Genomic DNA, 18221 nt, shown 5'->3' with positions numbered 1-18221 from the left:
ACTTTTGAAAGTAAGCCCTCCTACATTCCTTATTTTTGAATAGAACTTCAATTATATGAATATTCCTTCCACCAACCAAGCTCGTATCGTCGTGATTGGCGGCGGCTTTGCGGGAATCTCCTTTATCAACAAAATTAAGAAAGAGGATGTGCAGATCGTTTTGTTCGACAAGCACAACTATCATACCTTTCAACCCTTGTTATATCAAGTGTCCACTAGCGGACTAGAACCAGACTCAATCGCCTATCCGCTTCGGAAAATTTTCAGAAAGAATAAAAATTTTCACTTTCGCCTTGCAGAAGTAAATTATATCCATCAGGATAAAAAGGAAATCGAAACTTCTATCGGAAATCTTACCTATGATTATCTGATAATAGCGACCGGCACAAAAACGAATTATTTCGGTAACGAAAACATTGCTCGAAACAGCATGCCGATGAAAACGGTTCCGCAAGCCTTGAACATTAGAAGCTTGATGCTTCAAAATATTGAAAAGGCGGATATCACCGAGGATGAAGCCGAACGAAAACGACTCTTGAACTTTGTTATAGCGGGTGCAGGACCAACGGGTGTTGAACTGGCGGGCGCCTTGGCTGAATTCCGTAAGGGAATCCTCGAAAAGGACTATACTGAAATGAATGAAGGCGAAATGCACGTGCATTTGCTGGAAGGCTTAGATCGTGTATTGCCACCTATGAGTGAAGAAGCATCCAAAAAAGCGCAGGAATTCCTCGAAGATCTTGGCGTTGAGATTCACCTGAATACTATGATTGAAGACTACGATGGCAAAACCGTTTCCACCAAATCTGGAAAAACCTTCGAAACAGAAGCCTTTATTTGGGCGGCAGGTGTGACGGGTGCTCCTGTGAAAGGAATCGATGGCGATGCCCTGTTCGAAAAAATAAACCGATATCGCGTAAATCGCTACAGCAAGGTAGAAGGCACTGACGCTATTTACGCTTTGGGTGATATTGCCTATATGGAAACAGATGATTTTCCCAAAGGACATCCACAGGTAGCGCAACCCGCTATTCAGCAAGGAAAGCACCTTGGCGAAAATATCAAGCGAATCTTGCGAAATAAGAAACCCAAACCGTTCGAATATTTCGATAAAGGTACAATGGCGACAATCGGAAGAAACAAAGCTGTTGTCGATATTAAGAAGATGCACTTTGGCGGTGCCTTCGCATGGTTTTTATGGATGTTCGTACATCTTTGGTTCTTGGTCGGGTTCCGAAATCGGGTGGTGACCTTCTTTAATTGGACCTATAATTACATCAACTACGATCGGGCCGCCCGCTTGATTATCCGTCCGTTCCGACGCGATATTGGTTCTACAACCGATTAATCAGTAGAAATAGGCACTCCGCTTCCGTAGAAAATCGACTGTCCGCCGACTTCATCAATATTGATATCCAATTCATCGGAAGTATCGATGCTGTTCACATTCACTTTCATCTCATCATACGTACTGATACCTTTTAGGTTTACATTCAATTCATCTGAAGTGTAAATATCAACAATTCGGACATCCATGGTATTGGTTTCACTTACAGGAACCAACGTATATTCCGTTGAGGTTTCCGGCAAAGTGTCGTTCGCATAAGCCGATGGAATTACGTCAAAATCCTTCAACACATTGAAGGTCAAACAAACGGCGATAATGGTTAGTAAAGTCTTGGTGTAAAGATCGATTTTCATAATTAAAATGTTTAGGTTATGCCGATATAGCTATCAATTTATATTCCAAACGCTTTACTAGCGGCAAATTGAAAGCGTTTTTAGTATTTTAGCTGAAAGAATTAGTACATGATTTCACGAAAGCAATTTAATAAGGAAATTGATATCATCATCACAAACGCCATTCGAGAGGACGTGGGTACGGGCGACCATAGCTCGTTAGCGTGTATTCCCGAGGAAGCGACTGGTAAAGCGAAATTATTGGTAAAGGAAGCTGGCATCATTGCCGGCGTTGAATTTGCCAAACAGGTATTCGACTATGTCGACCACGGATTGGAAGTTGAGGTGAAAATTCCCGACGGACGTGAAGTAACCGTTGGCGATATCGTTTTCTACGTTTCCGGTTCATCCCAAAGTATTTTGAAAGCAGAACGTTTGGTGCTTAACGCCATGCAACGGATGAGCGCCATTGCCACCAAGACCCACGAATATGTGAAGTTGTTGGAAGGTACCGGAACCCAGATTCTGGACACCCGTAAAACCACGCCTGGTATCCGCGCGCTTGAAAAGTGGGCGGTAAAGATTGGTGGCGGTGAAAATCACCGATTTGCGCTGTACGATATGATTATGTTGAAAGACAATCATATTGACTTCTGTGGCGGGATTACAAAAGCCATTCAGAAGACGCAGGAATACCTGAAGCGAAATCACCTGGATCTAAAAATCATCGTCGAAGCACGCGATCTTACTGAAATCGAGGAAATTCTCCAAAACAAAGGCGTGTACAGAATCCTGATCGACAATTTCAATTACGAAGACACGCGAAAAGCGGTGGAAATGATTGGCGATACCTGCCTTACCGAATCCAGTGGTGGTATAACGCTCGATACCGTACGAAAATATGCTGAATGTGGCGTGGATTATATCAGTAGTGGTGCATTGACGCATTCGGTGTATAACATGGACCTTAGTTTAAAAGCCGTATAAATGGCGGAAGAGGATGAAGAGTTAACGTTCGATAACATCCCTGTACTCCGCAATTTGGTGGCGTACAGCAGGCGGATTATTATTCCGGGTACCAACGGACTAACCCTTTACGATTTGCTCGATATCTACGGAACGGGGATTATTAAGGGCACTTTTTCTTCTAGGGCGAGTTCGATTGCGTATAGCTTTTTTATGGCACTGTTTCCCTTTCTGCTGTTCATCTTAAACTTGATTCCGTATGTTCCGGTAGAAGGCTTTCAAACTCGATTTTTAATTTTCATAGAAGAATTATTGCCTCCCCAGACAGCCGATCTTTTCTACCCGGTAATTGCCGATATTGCCGTAAATCCGCGTGGAGGATTGCTATCGTTCTCGATTATACTAGCCTTGTTCTTGGCGGCCAATGGCGTAAATGCCATCTTTAGCGCCTTTGAGTTCTCCTTTCATGTAAAAATTAACCGTAGTTTTTTTAGGCAATATGCTGTGGCACTAGCGGTTTCATTGTTGTTGGCACTGTTATTGTTAATTACAGTAGCGGTAATCCTGTATGGGGAATATTTGTTGGATGAATTACTGTCGCAGGCCTATATGGACCAAGACGTGTTCTGGATTCCGACACTTCAGTTGATAATTTTTATCATCATGGTGTATACGATCATTTCCATCTTGTATTACTTTGGAACCAAAGAGGGAAGGGAATCACGCTTCTTGTCGATAGGAGCCTTGGTAACCACCCTGTTGTTTTTGCTAACCACCTATTTATATGGTGTATACATCAACAACTTTGCAAATTATAACGAATTGTACGGTTCCTTAGGAGCGTTATTAATCATGATGTTCTATATTTGGATAAATGCAAATCTTTTGTTGTTAGGGTTCGAGTTAAACCTTTCCCTGCAACTGTTGCGAAATAGAAATACTAACAATCAATAATAAAGTCTATGAAAAAAATTGTAATCCTTTTAGTTGCGGTACTTACTATTACCGCTGGTCAGGCGCAAACCGAAGTTGGAAATGTGACCCTACCGAATACGGTTACCTTTAATGGTGAAGAATTGATGTTGAACGGTGGCGGTGTCCGTAAGAAGGCCTTTGTACTTAAGTTATACTCTGGTGGTCTCTATTTAGGTGAAAAGAGCAGTAATGCGAGCAGCATCATGAATGCCGATGAAACCATGGCGATTAAACTTCACATTACCTCTTCGTTCGTTTCGAGTGAAGCGATGCGCGAAGCGGTTGAAGATGGCTTCGATGCGTCAATGGATGGTAATACAGCTCCACTCAAGTCTAAAATTGAACGATTCATCACCTTTTTCAACGATGAGATTGTTGAAGACGATATTTTCGATATCACATATCAGAAAGGAAAGGGAGTGGTTGCCTATAAAAATGGAAAGGAATTGGGCACGATTGAAGGAATGGACTTCAAGAAAGCCTTGTTCGGAATCTGGTTGGGCGACGATCCGGCCGATAGCAGCCTGAAGAAAGGAATGCTAGGAAACTAAAAAAACAGGAATTATGAAAACAAACCTATTCACATTAGTAGTATTATTCATCACATCCCTAACCTTAAACGCCCAAGATGTAACAGGTGTTTGGAAAACAATCGATGATGAAAGCGGCGAGGCGAAATCGCATGTAGAAATTTATAAAAAGGATGGAAAAGTTTACGGGAAAGTGATAAAAATCCTAAATCCCGACCGTCAAGATGCTACCTGTATCGATTGCCCGGGCGAGGATGCAGGAAAGCCAGTTGAAGGATTGGTTATTATTAAAGGTCTTGAAAAGGACGACGATGAATATACCGATGGTAAGATCCTCGATCCTGAAAGCGGAAAGCTCTATAAGTGCTACATCACCTTGGAAGAAGACGATAAATTGAAAGTTCGCGGTTATATCGGGTTTTCCTTGATCGGAAGAACACAGTATTGGCACCGTGTGAAATAAAAACTTGTTTATAAGTATTGAAGAAGGCCGCCTAAAATCTAGGTGGCCTTTTCTATTTTTATGGCTACTGAAGCACCACAGCCTTGTATTTTATAGACGTAATTCTTCCTATTCCACTGCGACAGACCTTTACCTACAGCGTAAACAAGGATGAAGCTGCTTTTCTGAAAGCGGGCATGCGCGTGACCGTTCCGTTTGGAAAGTCGAAAATCTATACCGGCATCGTGTATCAGGTACATCAACAACCGCCGCATGGGTACGATACCAAAGATATTTCTGAGATTTTGGACGAAACTCCCATCATTACCAAAACGCAGTTGGCACATTTGAAGTGGATGGCCGACTACTATATGTGTACTTTGGGTGAAGTAATCCGTGCGGCACTACCAAGCGCCTTTCTTCTTGAAAGTGAAACTATCATTTCCCTAAATACCGATAGCGAAGTGGATGAAGCGTCCTTAAGCGATGCCGAATTCTCGGTTTTTGAAGCCTTACAGCACCAACCGACGTTGGACCTAAACGCGTTGCGAAAGATTCTTGACAAAAAGCAGATTATGCCGCACATTAAAACGATGCTGGAAAAAGGTGTCGTTCAGGTGCAAGAGGAGGTGTATGAACAGTATCGTCCGAAGTTGAAACGCTATGTAAAACTTACGGATGCCTATGCCCAAGAGGAATCACTGCGGGAACTGCTAGATGAAATGTCTCGAGCACCCAAACAACGCGAGGTGCTAATGAACCTTTTTATGATGTCGGCACAGAGCAAGAAACCGGTCGGAGCCAAACAGCTTCAGGAAAAGAGCGATACATCAGCTTCGGTATTGAACGCATTGGTCGATAAAGGAATTCTTGAGGAATATCATATCCAAAAAGACAGAATTGTGTATGAAGGCGAAGAAGCTTCAGCAATAAAAAACCTAAATGACGAACAGCAGCAGGCTTTTGAACAAATTAAAGAGCGCTTTCGGGAGCAGGAGGTCTGTTTATTGCACGGCGTAACGTCCTCGGGAAAAACGGAAATCTATGTCCGCCTTATCGCTGAAGCATTAGAGCAAGGAAAGCAAGTATTGTACATGCTTCCCGAAATAGCCCTAACCACACAACTTATCAGTCGCCTTCAACATTATTTTGCTGAAAAGGTGGCCGTTTACCATTCAAAATACTCTGTAAACGAAAGGGTAGAGGTGTATCAGAATGTGCTTCAGAAGAAAGAAAAGGCTCAGGTAGTTATCGGTGCGCGTTCGTCACTATTCCTGCCATTTTCAAATTTGGGATTGGTCATTGTAGATGAAGAGCACGAACCCTCCTTCAAACAATACAATCCCGCACCACGGTACCATGGGCGTGATAGTGCGATTGTACTAGCGAACCTTCACAAGGCCAAAACACTGTTGGGAAGTGCGACACCTTCACTGGAAAGTTATTATAACGCCTCCCAACAAAAGTATGGCTTGGCCACCCTAACCAAACGCTACGGGAATGTGCTTATGCCAGAAATCGAATTGGTCGATATCAAGGAAAAGCACCGTAAAAAGCGAATGATCGGTCACTTTAGCGATCGCTTGCAGGAAGCCATGCGAGACACCTTGAAGGAAGGAGAACAAGTAATTCTGTTTCAAAACCGTCGTGGGTTTTCACCTATTGTTGAATGTACTACCTGCGGAACTTCACCGCAATGCCCAAACTGCGATGTAAGCTTAACCTTTCACCAATATCGAAATGAGTTGCGATGCCATTATTGTGGCTACCACATGGCGATGCAACAATCGTGTATGGCTTGTGGCAATGAAACCTTGGATACAAAAGGCTTCGGCACCGAACAGATAGAAACAGAGGTGAAAGCCTTGTTTCCCGATCATGAGGTGGCACGAATGGACCAAGATACCACACGAGGCAAGCATGCCTATGAGAAGCTGATCGACCGATTGGAGAATGAAGAAATAGATATATTGGTCGGTACCCAAATGGTTGCCAAGGGTCTGGATTTTAGGAATATAGGATTGGTCGGTGTCTTGAATGCTGACAATTTGTTGAACTTTCCGGATTTTAGGGCACATGAACGAAGCTTTCAGTTACTGCAGCAAGTATCGGGTAGGGCAGGACGGACAAAGAAACGTGGGTTGGTTTTGATTCAAACCTATAATGCGTATCATCAAATCCTTCAACAGGTGAGCAGCCATAACTATAAGGCCATGTATGAAGAACAGTTGGAGGATCGCTATCAGTATAAATATCCACCGTATTACAGAACGATACGAATAACGTTTAAGGATCGGAACTTTCAGAAAAACGAAAAAGGAGCCATTTGGTTTGGGCGTGCGCTGGAGCAGCAGTTATCGGGACAAGTGCTTGGACCGACGCCACCGCCAGTGGCAAGGATACGAAATCAGTATATTACCAACATTATGGTAAAGATTGAAAAGAAGCAGTCGCTTAAAGCGGTAAAGCGCTTCATTTCAAAAGTGGATAAGAGTTTTGCCTCGATAAAAGAATTCTCGAGTATACAGGTTGTGATTGATGTTGATAATCAATAATTAACCACGCATAGAAGAAGCGGCAAGGGCATCGGCCAAGTCAGATTTACGATTACGGCTTAAGGGTAGCTGCTCGTTTTCCAATTCGATTACCTTACTATTATAGCGTTCCACCTTGTCCAAGTTCACGATATAAGATTTATGGATACGAAGGAAGCGGTCGCTAGGCAATAGCGCTTCAAAGGCTTTCATAGTTGAAAGCACAACGAGGGCATCGTGTTCGGTTACCAACTTTACATAGTCGCCAAGAGCTTCAATATAGCGAAGTTCATTTAAGAACACCTTTCGCTTCTTGAGATTGCTTTTCACGAAAATAAAGTCTTCATCGTCGAAGCCTTCGTCATTTCGAAGTTTAAAATTGGTTATGGCCTTATGCACCGCATTTAAGAATCGTTCTTTTGAAATCGGTTTCCGAAGATAATCGACAGCATCATAGTCGAATGCCTTAAAGGCGTACTTCGTTTTTCCGGTCACAAAAATGATTTGCGGTTTTTTGGTAAGATCGTCCAAGAGATCGAAGCCAGAAAGTATCGGCATTTCAATATCAAGGAATATTAAATCGATTTCATTAGTTGCTAACCCCATCTTCGCTTCAATTGCATTATTGTATTCTGCAACTAAGTTTAGAGAAGGGTGATTCTCGATCAATTTTACGATGGAAAGGCGTTGCAAGGTGGAGTCATCCACAATGGCGCATTTTAGAATCGGCTTGTCCACAGTTAGATAGTTTGGTTAACACAATATTAGGGAAATTATCGATGAACTGCAACTTATTTTAACTTTTGTCGAGTAAATTTATCTATTTAGTCTTTATTGTAGGAAATTGTAACTTTCGCTGTCAGAATTCGTTGAAGTATTATTTCTTTGTTTTGATTTGATAAAAGGAAATAATGTAGTATTTTTGCACGCTCTTGGCCTAGGCCAATAAGTTCAATAATTTAATTACTAATAGATTTTTTATGAATCATTACGAAACTGTTTTCATCTTAAATCCCGTTTTATCTGATGATCAGGTAAAGGAAACAGTTAAGAAATACGAAGATTTTCTTGTTTCTAAAGGTGCTAAGATGATATCGAAGGAAGATTGGGGGCTACGTAAATTGGCCTATGCAATCCAAAACAAAAAAAGTGGTTTCTACCACCTATTTGAATACCAGGTACCTGGTGAAGCAATCCAGCCAATGGAAACCGAGTTTAGACGTGACGAGCGCATCATGCGTTTTCTGACCGTTAAGCTTGACAAACATGCAATCGCTTGGGCAGAGAAGAGACGAAACCGAAACAAAAAACAAAAAGCAAAGGCATAAACCATGGCAACACTACAGCAACAAGCAAAAGGTAAAAAGGGTGGCGAAATTCGTTATTTGACCCCTCTTAATATCGAAACGACCAAAGCCAAGAAGTACTGTCGGTTCAAAAGATCCGGAATCAAGTATATCGATTACAAAGATCCAGATTTCTTGATGAGCTTCGTAAACGAGCAAGGAAAATTGTTACCTCGCCGTCTTACAGGAACTTCATTAAAGTATCAACGTAAAGTGGCAACTGCCGTTAAACGCGCACGTCACCTTGCCTTGATGCCATACGTTACCGATCTATACAAATAAAAAAAAGACAGTATCATGGAAATTATATTAACACAAGACGTAGAGAACCTAGGGTTCACAGACGACGTTGTGACGGTAAAAAATGGATACGCTAGAAACTTTCTAATTCCTAAAGGTCAAGCTGTTCTAGCGACTCCTTCTGCAAAAAAGCAATTGGACGAGAAGCTTAAGCAACGTGAATATAAAGAGCGTAAGATCGTTGAGGAAGCGAAAGAGCAAGCTGAGAAGCTTAACGAAATCCTTGAGATGAAGATTTCTGCCAAAACCGGTGAAGGCGATAAGCTTTTTGGTTCCGTAACCAATGGCGACCTTGCCGATGCCTTGGAAAAAGAAGGTGTAACGATCGAGAAGAAATTTATCTCTATCGCTGGTGGTGCTATTAAGCGTACCGGGCAGTATGAAGCGACGATCCGTTTCCACCGCGATGTGATTGAAAACTTCACATTCGACGTTGTAGCAGAGAACTAGAAACCGTTCTTAATCATATAAAAACACCTTCAGCAATGAGGGTGTTTTTTGTTTTAACCTATTGAAGTAATACGACAATGAAATACGCACGACTGACGAAAGAACAGTTCGAGGAACTTCACCAAGAGTTCGCTACTTTTTTAGCCACTCAATCCATCGATAAGAAGGAGTGGGAGTTTATGAAAATCAAAAAGCCGGAGATGGTAGAAGAAGAACTGGACACCTTTAGCGACCTGGTTTGGGACAATGTACTCGAAAAAGCGGAATACTTGGAGAACATACTTCCACAACAGATGTTCCTTTTCAAAATTGAAAAAGAGCAGATGAAACTGATCGCCCTAAAAATAATGGATGAGTCGAAGGACATTACCAAGGAAGAAGACTATACCTGGTTACAGCAGAACTATATGACCGAAGAAGTGGAGTTCTACACCGCCGATAAGAAATTCAGCGAAGATTGGAAACAGGACGTTTTCGCCTTGATAAAACAAGGGGCGATTATCACACAAGGCGAATTATACGCGTTCTTCGAGGATATTTTGGATAAAGCGAAGTAGTAATTACGGACGCTTTGAGCATTTGGACACTTCGAGAATCTCAGTGTCCTCATTCCAAGTTATCAAATAGGGACACTGAGGCTCTCGAAGTGTCCTGATCGCTATTCATACCGCAAACTCTCAATCGGATCCAACTTCGCAGCTTTAGTAGCAGGATAGGAACCAGCCAATACGGCAACCAAAAAGGTGATGATGGTAGCCGCAATCATTGCGGTCCATGGCATGGAGAAATCGAATTCGAAAATCGATGAAATAGCAAAGCCGGTCAGAATACCCAAAATAATGCCCAATATACTTCCAAACTGACCAATCACGATGGTTTCTATAAAGAATTGGGTGGAAATGGTCGATCGCTTTGCGCCTAACGCCTTTCGAACTCCAATTTCACGGGTTCGTTCCGTTACGGAAACCAACATTATATTCATCAGTGCGATAGAAGACCCTAAAATTGTGATGATGCTAATAATCCACGCCGCGGTCTCCAAAACACCTGTAATGCTTGCAATGCGGTTGATAAGGTCGTCGCTTCGCTCAATACCAAAGTTGTTTTCTTCGACTGGATTTAAGCCACGAATATTCCGAAAGGTTATGATGGCCTCATCCTGTGCGCCTTCCATAACTTCCTTGTCATCAACCCGAACACTTACGTTGTAATTGATATCGGGCTGGGTGAAGATTCCCCGTGCCACTTGAATTGGGATTAAAACCTTTAAGTCTTGGTTGTTTCCAAAAGTCGAACCTTTGCTTTCCAATAGTCCGATAACCTTAAACTTCACGCCTCGAACACTGACGGTCTTGCCGATGGGATCTTCATTTTCGAATAAATTCTTTTTAAAATCGGCACCCAGCAGGCATACCTTACTGTTATTTTGTATATCGAAATAGGTAAAATTTCTTCCCTGTTCTACCTCCGTTCCGGTATTTTCCAAATAATGTTCATTTACGCCGTACACCTGAACCTCTGGATCGGTCTTTTCACTTTCGTACTTCACCTCCGCCGTTCCCGTTCCCCGAAAGGAAACCGAAACCTGTGTCATCGGAAAGTTATAAATGTCGATAAACTCTCGAACGTCGTTGTAGCTGATAATCGGATTGATCTTTTCACGTTCGCCACCACGACTATTGATTTCAAATTCATACCGCTGAATGTTGAAGGTATTGGCTCCCATCGAGGCAAAATCGCTACTAATTGTATTCTCCAACGCCTTTACAGCACTCAAAATACCGACCAATGCCCAAATTCCGATTCCTATAATAATAACGGTCAGAATGGTTCGAAGTAACTGACTACGAATGGAATCGAGGGCGATTCGAACATTTTCCCGGAAGAGTTTAAACATGAAAGTGCGGTTTTCAATTATCCATAAGACTGTTCAACGTCCATAAAGTTACAAGTTCGCCCCAAAATTATGATATTTGTAGTACAATAATTTTGTGATGCAGTTTTCAGTTGAAAACCGTCACTCCAAAAAAAAGCGTGTTGAAAAAGCCCAGTATTCCAAAAGGAACCCGAGATTTCTCTCCTGAAGAAGTCATAAAGCGAAACTATATTATCAATATCATTCGGGATTGCTTCCGAACGTATGGGTTTCAACCTATCGAAACACCTTCCTTCGAAAACAGCGAAACACTGATGGGGAAGTATGGCGAGGAAGGCGACCGACTGATTTTTAAAATCCTCAATAGCGGCGATTTCCTGCGCAAGGTGAAAGATGACGTTTATTCAAAAAAGGACAGTACCGAACTTACACCTAAAATTTCCGAAAAGGCACTTCGCTACGATCTTACCGTTCCTTTTGCACGCTATGTGGTGCAACATCAAAACGAAATCGAATTCCCATTTAAGCGCTACCAAATTCAGCCTGTCTGGCGTGCCGATCGTCCGCAGAAAGGTCGTTTCCGCGAATTCTACCAATGCGATGCCGACGTGGTAGGAAGTACATCGCTTTGGCAAGAAGTAGAGTTTGTGCAACTCTATGATACGGTGTTCAGCAAATTGAACCTAGGTGGTGTCACCATTAAAATGAACAACCGCAAAATCCTTAGCGGAATTGCAGAAGTTATTGGAGCAGAAGATAAACTTATCGATTTCACCGTTGCCCTCGACAAACTTGACAAAATAGGGAAGGAGAAGGTTGAAGAGGAGATGAAGGAAAAAGGAATCTCCAATGCTGCCATTCAAAAATTACAACCCTTGTTTACCATAGCTGGAACTGCTTCGGAGAAACTAGCATTGCTAAAAGAGTTGCTTTCTTCTTCTGAAATAGGGATGAAAGGAGTTGAAGAACTTGAATTCATTACCAACACCTTCACCGAAATCGAACTACAAACGGCAACCTTAGAAATTGACGTCACCTTGGCAAGAGGGCTTAACTATTACACTGGTGCTATTTTTGAAGTGGCCGCTCCTGAAGGTGTCGATATGGGAAGTATTGGCGGTGGAGGTCGCTACGATGACCTTACGGGCATCTTTGGATTGAAGAATATGAGCGGTGTAGGTATCAGCTTCGGATTGGATAGAATTTATCTGGTACTGGAGCAATTGGAGTTATTTCCGCAGACCGTTATGGCCGGAACCAAGGTGTTGTTTATCAATTTTGGTGAAGAAGAAGCACGGTATGCCATGAAAGCAGTTACCAAACTTCGGGCAGAGGGCATTCGAGCTGAATTATACCCAGATGCAGCAAAAATGGGCAAACAGATGAAGTATGCCGACAAGCGGGATATTCCGTTTACCGTGTTAGCAGGTGGCGACGAGATGAAAGCCGAGAAGTTTACGTTAAAACATATGAAATCGGGCGAACAGCAATTGGTTTCGTTCGTGGGCTTACGGGCTAAGCTGTTATAATATTTAACCTGTTTAAAAGAAAAACCCTTCCGATATGGAAGGGTTTTTTGTTTTTAGAAGTTTGCCTGCAATGAAAGAATAAAATTCCTTCCGGGTGCTGAAATTCCCGAACTATATGGTCGATAGCGCTGATCGGTGATGTTTTCCAATCCTGCATTTACCGCAAATCGTTCGGTCAACTCGTAACTTCCTTTTAAATTTAGGGTGTACCACGAAGGAGAATAGTTATTTCCATTGGCATCCTTTGCATAGATTTCATCCTTATCTTGCTCACTAACCGGGAGATCCTCGAAAGAACGTTCTCCTTGATATTCGGTATACAGTTGAAGACTAAGGTCGTCTGCCTTAAACGTAAGGCGGCTTACCCCAAAAAATGGCGCTGCGTGACGTGACGTACTTTCGCTACCATCATCCAATTCCTCTTCGCCGTGTTGGAAGTTCAAATCTGTTGAGAATTTGAATCCAGCCGGAAGCTTCACTTCAACACCTGCCTGAATACCATACACATTCGCTTCGGCAGCATTTTGAATGGCTTGTACTTTGCTAAGTTCACCGGCATATACAATGCTATCCTGTCCATTCAACTGAAAATCGCGTCGCACCAAGGCATTCTTCAATCTGGTATAATATCCTGTAACATCTAACTTTACGACATCATCAATAACTTTCGCAACGCTTACATCAACATTATAGGCATATTCAGCATCAAGATCTGGGTTGGGTACGGTTACAGCACCGGGTTCAGAATCGAACACCTTCCCAATATCATCTACATTAGGAGAACGGAAAGCAGTTCCGAAGTTGGTGCTCAATACCCACGTATTATCGGGTCGATATACCCCTCCAATACTTCCCGTTAACGAACCATTATCGATATTGGCTTCCGTAAACGGAAAAGGGTAGAAGGTCGTATCAAATTCAGCATCCAATAAAAAGTGATTGTAGCGAATTCCTCCCTGTACGGTAAACTGGTCAGATGGCTTAAACTCATCATTCACATACACCGCCATCGACTGCCAAGTAGCTTGTGGATAACGCGCAGGGCCCTCCATTTCTTCGTCGGTTTCAATATTGCGTATTCGTCCGATGGAAGTAACATCATTTCCTACATATTCTGCACCATAAAATAGGGTGTGTTGGGCACCTACTGGCTTCACAAAATCTAAATTGGCGGAATAAGCTTCCACTTCTTCAATATTGCTCTCACGGTCGGGGCTATTGAAATTTCTGCTAATTCTGCTTTCTTCAAATGATTGTTGTGCCAAGCGAAGCGATACTTCATTGAACAACCCGCTTTCGGCACTGTGGGAAATATTCAAATTGTTCATCAACCATTGCTGCGGCCCATAATCCCATTCTCCATAACGAGGGGCATTGTCGCGTCGTCTGTTGTGACGGTCATAGCGACCATAGGGCGAAGTTTCAGAATAATGGAAACCATATACAAAGTCCCAGTTTTTGTTGGGTTGAAAACGAACTTTTTGCATCATATTCACTTGCGAATAAGCCGAAGGAACCTGAAGCAGTGGATCATCCTGACGAACGACTACATCCATGCTGTCCTGACGCTGCACATAATACGGCTTTACGTAATCGTCTGGACCGTGACTTCCTTGTCGGAGATGGTCATAGTCCCAGGAACTGATGCTGGACACAAACGCCCATTTCTTCCAACCGACGTTCACATCGAAGTGACCCGTTTTTTCGTTGTTAGCTGAAGAAAATCGCGCCACCGCATTTCCAGAGATAAATGGTTTATCATCTAGGGAAAACTGAGGGGTCAAGGTCTGAAAACTCATCACGCCTCCGATGGCGTCACTTCCATAAATAACCGATCCCGGACCGAACAATACTTCGGTGCCTTCCACGGCAAACGGATCGATATTAATTACATTTTGGATGTTTCCACCACGGAAAATAGCGGTATTCATTCGAACACCATCGATGGTATAGACCAATCGGTTGGTTGCAAAACCGCGAATCATCGGGCTTCCACCGCCTTGCTGACTTTTTTGGACGTATACCTTTCCGGAAACGCTCAAAAGGTCTGCCGCGGTTTGTGGATTCTGAAGTTTCACTTCTTGCGGTGAAATGGAAATGACCTTCGCCGGAATATCGTCGGAACGCTGACGCCAACGCGTAGCGGAGACCACCACTTCATCTAGACTAAGGTTCGATTCTTCCATAGTAACGATGAAATCGTCGTTGCTTAGCTCAGTATAGCTCTTGATTAGTGTTTTATAACCAAGGGTTCGTATTTCGATTTTTTCAGCAGTTTCGAAATCGCTGATGTCTGCTTTTCCATCGGCATTTGTGATGGCATAGACGTTAGGATCTTTACTGATGATGGTAACCATCTCGATGGGATGTTGGTTTTCAGCATCGAGAACGGTTAGGGTTTGGGAGGATGCTATAAGACTACACAGCAACAATCCCAGACTAATAATATATTTCATTATAAGTTGGATTATAGATATTTAGTTGAATACGAAAGGCACAAAAAATATACCTTTCTAGTTTTAAGGCATTCGTGAGTTATACAACTTTTGGAGGAGGGGTAGGAGGAATGTTATTCTTTTCTTCAATATGTAATTGAAGTGTACTAGCTATTTTATGTTTTGAGTCCACCGTAGTAGTAAACGACCAAGCCATGGGCTGGTTTACATAAAGGGTTCGATAAAAAGAGAGCAGTGTTTGTTGTTTCTTACGGTTATTGGGGATTCTACCGAATACGTCGGAAGTTAGCTTGGCGAGTTTCTGGTTAAGTTCCGTCTCTTCTGCATCCAGCCAGCACCAATAGTATATTCTATCGCCTTCCTTTTTACTTTTCACGATATCATACATCTGCCCTTCAAACTCGAATTCCTTGCTATGCTCCCAACGTAGTTTTTCGGATATTTCGGTTTCAGTAAAGCTAAGTAACACGAGTTCTTCTTCTGAAGTAACCTTCATCATACGATGTTTTACCTCTTTCTTCAGTATGGCTTTTTCGCGTTGAAGCCAAAAAAACGTCGCCGTTGTGGGCACAACCAGCGCGATTAAAAGTACTATGGCGATTATCTTGAACTTCACTTAAGGAGCGTTATCGCACAAATATCGCAAATTAGAAGTGAGACCCAAACTATTCTAGTCGATATAATTTTGGACTTTCCATAGCCGAATTCTTTTGATTTCGGTATCGGGCTTAAAGGTAGTACGCTTTAACGGTATAATTTCTTCATCGGATGAAACCGTAGCTGTAAAACCATCTTCATCTAGTAGAAATTGCGCCTCCAATTGTTCGGTCTCTGCCACGAAACGATCGCTGACATAGGTATACCAAAGAATACCATCGGGATAAGCTTTAAAAAAGGAATTTAAATCGGAACCAACACCAATACCTTTAGGTGTTTTAAATAGGGGTGAAAGAATTATGATTTCTCCAATGATATGCTTATTTCGATAAGAGGGTTTTAATTGCAGTAACTCCTCTTCATCATCTGAAACAGTATATACCATTGTGGTAACCATACTTCCTTCTGAACGCTTTACGATTTCCTTGGTTGAAATAGAATACTCATGGTAAAAAGCAGCGGTTGGAAGCGAATCGCCCAATTTAAAAATACCAGCTGAGGAATTCCCAATTCGAAAGTGATTGCTACTAGTAGTAATCTCGGATTTGGTATTAAAATCCTTATCTCTTGGTTGTGATGAATGCTCCTTGCAAGCTGTTAGCAGACAAAAAAGCAAAAATGTTATGGCTAATAGCTTCATCATTGGTTGGTGCCGTGTCTATAGTAAAGGTAGCACTTGAACCAACAGCAATTGCTTAAGAAAATCATAAGGTTTATACCATTATCAATATTCGAGTTCTGCCTCTAAAGAAGCTACTATATTCTTCAAATCTGAATACAGCGGTATATAATGCATTTGCTCGGTGGCATTTGCCGTTATCAGAAAGAGCAATACATTGTTTTCAAATTCGGGAGAAGATAATAAGGCGCGGTTCGATATAGGTTTTATCGCCAATGGAATTCCCAAGTCGTTACTAATCCCGCTATCATCAAAAATAGTTCGAACGCTTAAACTATCCCTTCGCATCATATCGGTTACAAATTGACGTTGAATACGCAGTTCTTCTTCCTGCTTAGCGATGTCTTCCAATGTAGATATCCAATTGGTAAGTTGTATACGAAGCTTTGTGTTGGAAAGATCCTTTAAGCTTCCAGAACTAATCATCTCTTCCAACAACGATTTATTGGGATTATAGGCAATGTCGAAAGCAAAGGTCTTGATTAATATGTTAGATAATTCCTGTTCTGAAATCTCCAGACTATCACTTTCAATAAAGGACAGCAGTTGTTTGGAACCTTCCAAATTCTGATTATTGACGTCGCGCAATACTTCCAGTTTGCGCAAGCTTGTCTCGAATTCTTCATGAAGCCCAGAAAGGTATACCTGTTCCTTATCTTTTTTAGTACTTCGAAGTTGAGCGTTGTTAATGGCCAAGGCAATTAGGATACCAATAACGACCAATACTATTTCGCCAATGGCATAAAGAAGATAATTCTTTACTTTTTTCTCTTCGATCAAATTTTTTCGAATACGTCTAAAGAATTTCAACATAGGACTAACTTTTAATAAATTCGTTTAACACGATTTAATTAAGTGATGAAATAAATGTTTTAATACTGCCATAATATGTTTTGGGATTATCCAGCCATCCGTAATGACCACAATTTTCCATCGGGACCAAAGTAGCGTTTGGATAGATATTAGCCATTCCAGTAGCAATTTCCACGGGGACCACATCGTTTTTACCGTAGAGTATTAAAACAGGTTTTGTAAAGCTCTTCAAGGCCTCTGAGCAGTCGAAAGCTATCTCCTGAAGATCATTCCATACCATTCTATTTAGTTGAAGATTCCCCTCCATAAGTCGATCGGCCACAGCAGTTGCGTGCGAATCGTTATGGACATACGCTTTTGCCATATACCGTACATATCTTCTACGATCTTTAGTATCCTGTGTTCTAGCATACCGTTGCTGCCAATAGATGAGCGAATCGGCTTCCTTAGTGGTCAATTTATCGGTAACACCATTCCTTGCGGATGCCATTAAGTCGAGATTCATGCCGCCCGAAGAAGATTGGATCATGGCGGAAACGCGTTCAGGGTAATGCGCTGCATAATAATTGGCCATCATACCTCCGAAGGAATGCCCAAGCACAATCCACTCTTCAAGTTGCATGTCCTTTCGAATAGCTTCAATATCGCTATTCATCAAATCCAAAGTGATGGTTTCTGGAGAAACAGTTTCCAAGGTAGACTTACCCGTTCCGCGCTGATCGTACAAAATTGTTTGGTATCCCATTTCGGCGATTTTGGTAGCCATGGGAAGAAAGCCTTCACTGTTAAACCCAGGGCCACCGTTAATTATCAATATAGGTGTTCCGCTTCCGATGGTTTTATAGTGAAGCCTACCGCCTTCAATTTCTACAAAATGGGAAGTTTGTCCATACGCGAAAACTGTAAAAAGTAGTATTAACAGCTTTGACAGCTTTTTCATCTGTATCATACACAGGAGATTAATTACAGTATAATGAAATTCAATGTT

At 42.0% G+C, this 18221-nt stretch carries 19 protein-coding genes; 11 read left to right on the top strand and 8 right to left on the bottom strand.

Features of this window, described 5'->3' with window-relative positions; genetic code table 11:
* The first annotated feature begins 55 nt into the window (after positions 1–55).
* Entirely contained in the window at positions 56–1348 is a 1293-nt protein-coding gene (locus I4Q58_RS00300; protein WP_203292566.1) for an NAD(P)/FAD-dependent oxidoreductase, read from the top strand.
* Here I4Q58_RS00300 and I4Q58_RS00295 read toward each other — a convergent pair.
* Positions 1345–1701, bottom strand: a complete 357-nt coding sequence (locus tag I4Q58_RS00295; protein WP_203292564.1) for a hypothetical protein — start codon at positions 1699–1701, stop codon at positions 1345–1347. The two genes, I4Q58_RS00300 and I4Q58_RS00295, sit on opposite strands and share 4 nt — an antisense overlap.
* Before the next feature lie 108 nt (positions 1702–1809).
* Here I4Q58_RS00295 and nadC point away from each other — a divergent pair, with 108 nt between their 5' ends.
* The 5 genes from nadC (at position 1810) to priA (ending at position 7148) form a co-directional block, all read left to right on the top strand.
* Entirely contained in the window at positions 1810–2667 is an 858-nt protein-coding gene (nadC, locus tag I4Q58_RS00290; RefSeq protein WP_203292562.1) for a carboxylating nicotinate-nucleotide diphosphorylase, read from the top strand.
* Positions 2668–3600, top strand: a complete 933-nt coding sequence (locus I4Q58_RS00285; RefSeq protein ID WP_203292560.1) for a YihY/virulence factor BrkB family protein — start codon at positions 2668–2670, stop codon at positions 3598–3600. It begins immediately after the preceding gene.
* Between the two features lie 8 nt (positions 3601–3608).
* Complete coding sequence (locus tag I4Q58_RS00280; RefSeq protein WP_203292559.1) at positions 3609–4172, top strand: chalcone isomerase family protein; 564 nt, start codon at positions 3609–3611, stop codon at positions 4170–4172.
* 13 nt (positions 4173–4185) lie between these two features.
* Positions 4186–4614, top strand: a complete 429-nt coding sequence (locus tag I4Q58_RS00275) for a DUF2147 domain-containing protein (RefSeq protein WP_203292557.1) — start codon at positions 4186–4188, stop codon at positions 4612–4614.
* An 83-nt stretch (positions 4615–4697) separates the two neighbouring features.
* Complete coding sequence (priA, locus tag I4Q58_RS00270; RefSeq protein ID WP_203292555.1) at positions 4698–7148, top strand: replication restart helicase PriA; 2451 nt, start codon at positions 4698–4700, stop codon at positions 7146–7148.
* On the opposite strand, the gene I4Q58_RS00265 is transcribed toward priA, so the two are convergent.
* Complete coding sequence (locus tag I4Q58_RS00265; RefSeq protein WP_203292552.1) at positions 7149–7865, bottom strand: LytR/AlgR family response regulator transcription factor; 717 nt, start codon at positions 7863–7865, stop codon at positions 7149–7151.
* Between the two features lie 242 nt (positions 7866–8107).
* On the opposite strand from I4Q58_RS00265, the gene rpsF reads away from it, so the two are divergent.
* From rpsF to I4Q58_RS00245, 4 genes are all read left to right on the top strand, one after another.
* On the top strand, positions 8108–8455 hold the full coding sequence (gene rpsF / locus I4Q58_RS00260) for a 30S ribosomal protein S6 (protein ID WP_203292550.1): 348 nt from the start codon (positions 8108–8110) through the stop codon (positions 8453–8455).
* A gap of 3 nt (positions 8456–8458) precedes the next feature.
* Positions 8459–8755 carry a 30S ribosomal protein S18 gene (gene rpsR / locus I4Q58_RS00255; RefSeq protein WP_203292548.1) on the top strand — a complete coding sequence of 99 codons (297 nt, stop codon included), beginning with the start codon at positions 8459–8461 and terminating at the stop codon, positions 8753–8755.
* Positions 8756–8770: 15 nt separating this feature from the next.
* Entirely contained in the window at positions 8771–9223 is a 453-nt protein-coding gene (gene rplI / locus I4Q58_RS00250) for a 50S ribosomal protein L9 (protein WP_203292546.1), read from the top strand.
* A gap of 77 nt (positions 9224–9300) precedes the next feature.
* Positions 9301–9780 (top strand): DUF6495 family protein, encoded by a 480-nt coding sequence (locus tag I4Q58_RS00245; RefSeq protein WP_203292544.1) that lies wholly within the window; start codon positions 9301–9303, stop codon positions 9778–9780.
* A gap of 101 nt (positions 9781–9881) precedes the next feature.
* Here I4Q58_RS00245 and I4Q58_RS00240 read toward each other — a convergent pair whose 3' ends face one another.
* On the bottom strand, positions 9882–11120 hold the full coding sequence (locus tag I4Q58_RS00240) for an ABC transporter permease (RefSeq protein WP_203292542.1): 1239 nt from the start codon (positions 11118–11120) through the stop codon (positions 9882–9884).
* A 137-nt stretch (positions 11121–11257) separates the two neighbouring features.
* On the opposite strand from I4Q58_RS00240, the gene hisS reads away from it, so the two are divergent.
* Entirely contained in the window at positions 11258–12628 is a 1371-nt protein-coding gene (hisS, locus tag I4Q58_RS00235; RefSeq protein ID WP_203292540.1) for a histidine--tRNA ligase, read from the top strand.
* A 53-nt stretch (positions 12629–12681) separates the two neighbouring features.
* Here the strand turns inward: hisS and I4Q58_RS00230 are convergent, their stop codons facing one another.
* From I4Q58_RS00230 to I4Q58_RS00210, 5 genes are all read right to left on the bottom strand, one after another.
* Entirely contained in the window at positions 12682–15084 is a 2403-nt protein-coding gene (locus I4Q58_RS00230) for a TonB-dependent receptor (protein ID WP_203292538.1), read from the bottom strand.
* 79 nt (positions 15085–15163) lie between these two features.
* Complete coding sequence (locus I4Q58_RS00225; protein ID WP_203292536.1) at positions 15164–15700, bottom strand: hypothetical protein; 537 nt, start codon at positions 15698–15700, stop codon at positions 15164–15166.
* A 54-nt stretch (positions 15701–15754) separates the two neighbouring features.
* Positions 15755–16384: a hypothetical protein gene (locus tag I4Q58_RS00220; RefSeq protein ID WP_203292534.1), complete on the bottom strand. Its 630-nt coding sequence runs from the start codon at positions 16382–16384 to the stop codon at positions 15755–15757.
* 81 nt (positions 16385–16465) lie between these two features.
* Positions 16466–17233, bottom strand: a complete 768-nt coding sequence (locus I4Q58_RS00215; RefSeq protein ID WP_203292532.1) for a DUF6090 family protein — start codon at positions 17231–17233, stop codon at positions 16466–16468.
* Between the two features lie 34 nt (positions 17234–17267).
* Entirely contained in the window at positions 17268–18182 is a 915-nt protein-coding gene (locus I4Q58_RS00210; protein WP_203292530.1) for an alpha/beta fold hydrolase, read from the bottom strand.
* Positions 18183–18221: the final 39 nt, after the last annotated feature.

The organism is Luteirhabdus pelagi (assembly GCF_016827595.1).
Classification (GTDB): domain Bacteria; phylum Bacteroidota; class Bacteroidia; order Flavobacteriales; family Flavobacteriaceae; genus Luteirhabdus; species Luteirhabdus pelagi.
Note: the sequence above shows the minus strand (reverse complement) of the source record. Positions and strands in the feature narration are given on the sequence as shown.

Excerpts from the sequence above, each read along its gene's own strand:
- I4Q58_RS00300 (WP_203292566.1), top strand. The coding sequence starts at position 56 with ATGAATATTCCTTCCACCAACCAAGCTCGTATCGTCGTGATTGGCGGC.
- I4Q58_RS00295 (WP_203292564.1), bottom strand. The coding sequence starts at position 1,701 with ATGAAAATCGATCTTTACACCAAGACTTTACTAACCATTATCGCCGTT.
- nadC (WP_203292562.1), top strand. The coding sequence starts at position 1,810 with ATGATTTCACGAAAGCAATTTAATAAGGAAATTGATATCATCATCACA.
- I4Q58_RS00285 (WP_203292560.1), top strand. The coding sequence starts at position 2,668 with ATGGCGGAAGAGGATGAAGAGTTAACGTTCGATAACATCCCTGTACTC.
- I4Q58_RS00280 (WP_203292559.1), top strand. The coding sequence starts at position 3,609 with ATGAAAAAAATTGTAATCCTTTTAGTTGCGGTACTTACTATTACCGCT.
- I4Q58_RS00275 (WP_203292557.1), top strand. The coding sequence starts at position 4,186 with ATGAAAACAAACCTATTCACATTAGTAGTATTATTCATCACATCCCTA.
- rpsF (WP_203292550.1), top strand. The coding sequence starts at position 8,108 with ATGAATCATTACGAAACTGTTTTCATCTTAAATCCCGTTTTATCTGAT.
- rpsR (WP_203292548.1), top strand. The coding sequence starts at position 8,459 with ATGGCAACACTACAGCAACAAGCAAAAGGTAAAAAGGGTGGCGAAATT.
- rplI (WP_203292546.1), top strand. The coding sequence starts at position 8,771 with ATGGAAATTATATTAACACAAGACGTAGAGAACCTAGGGTTCACAGAC.
- I4Q58_RS00245 (WP_203292544.1), top strand. The coding sequence starts at position 9,301 with ATGAAATACGCACGACTGACGAAAGAACAGTTCGAGGAACTTCACCAA.
- I4Q58_RS00240 (WP_203292542.1), bottom strand. The coding sequence starts at position 11,120 with ATGTTTAAACTCTTCCGGGAAAATGTTCGAATCGCCCTCGATTCCATT.
- I4Q58_RS00230 (WP_203292538.1), bottom strand. The coding sequence starts at position 15,084 with ATGAAATATATTATTAGTCTGGGATTGTTGCTGTGTAGTCTTATAGCA.
- I4Q58_RS00220 (WP_203292534.1), bottom strand. The coding sequence starts at position 16,384 with ATGATGAAGCTATTAGCCATAACATTTTTGCTTTTTTGTCTGCTAACA.
- I4Q58_RS00215 (WP_203292532.1), bottom strand. The coding sequence starts at position 17,233 with ATGTTGAAATTCTTTAGACGTATTCGAAAAAATTTGATCGAAGAGAAA.
- I4Q58_RS00210 (WP_203292530.1), bottom strand. The coding sequence starts at position 18,182 with ATGATACAGATGAAAAAGCTGTCAAAGCTGTTAATACTACTTTTTACA.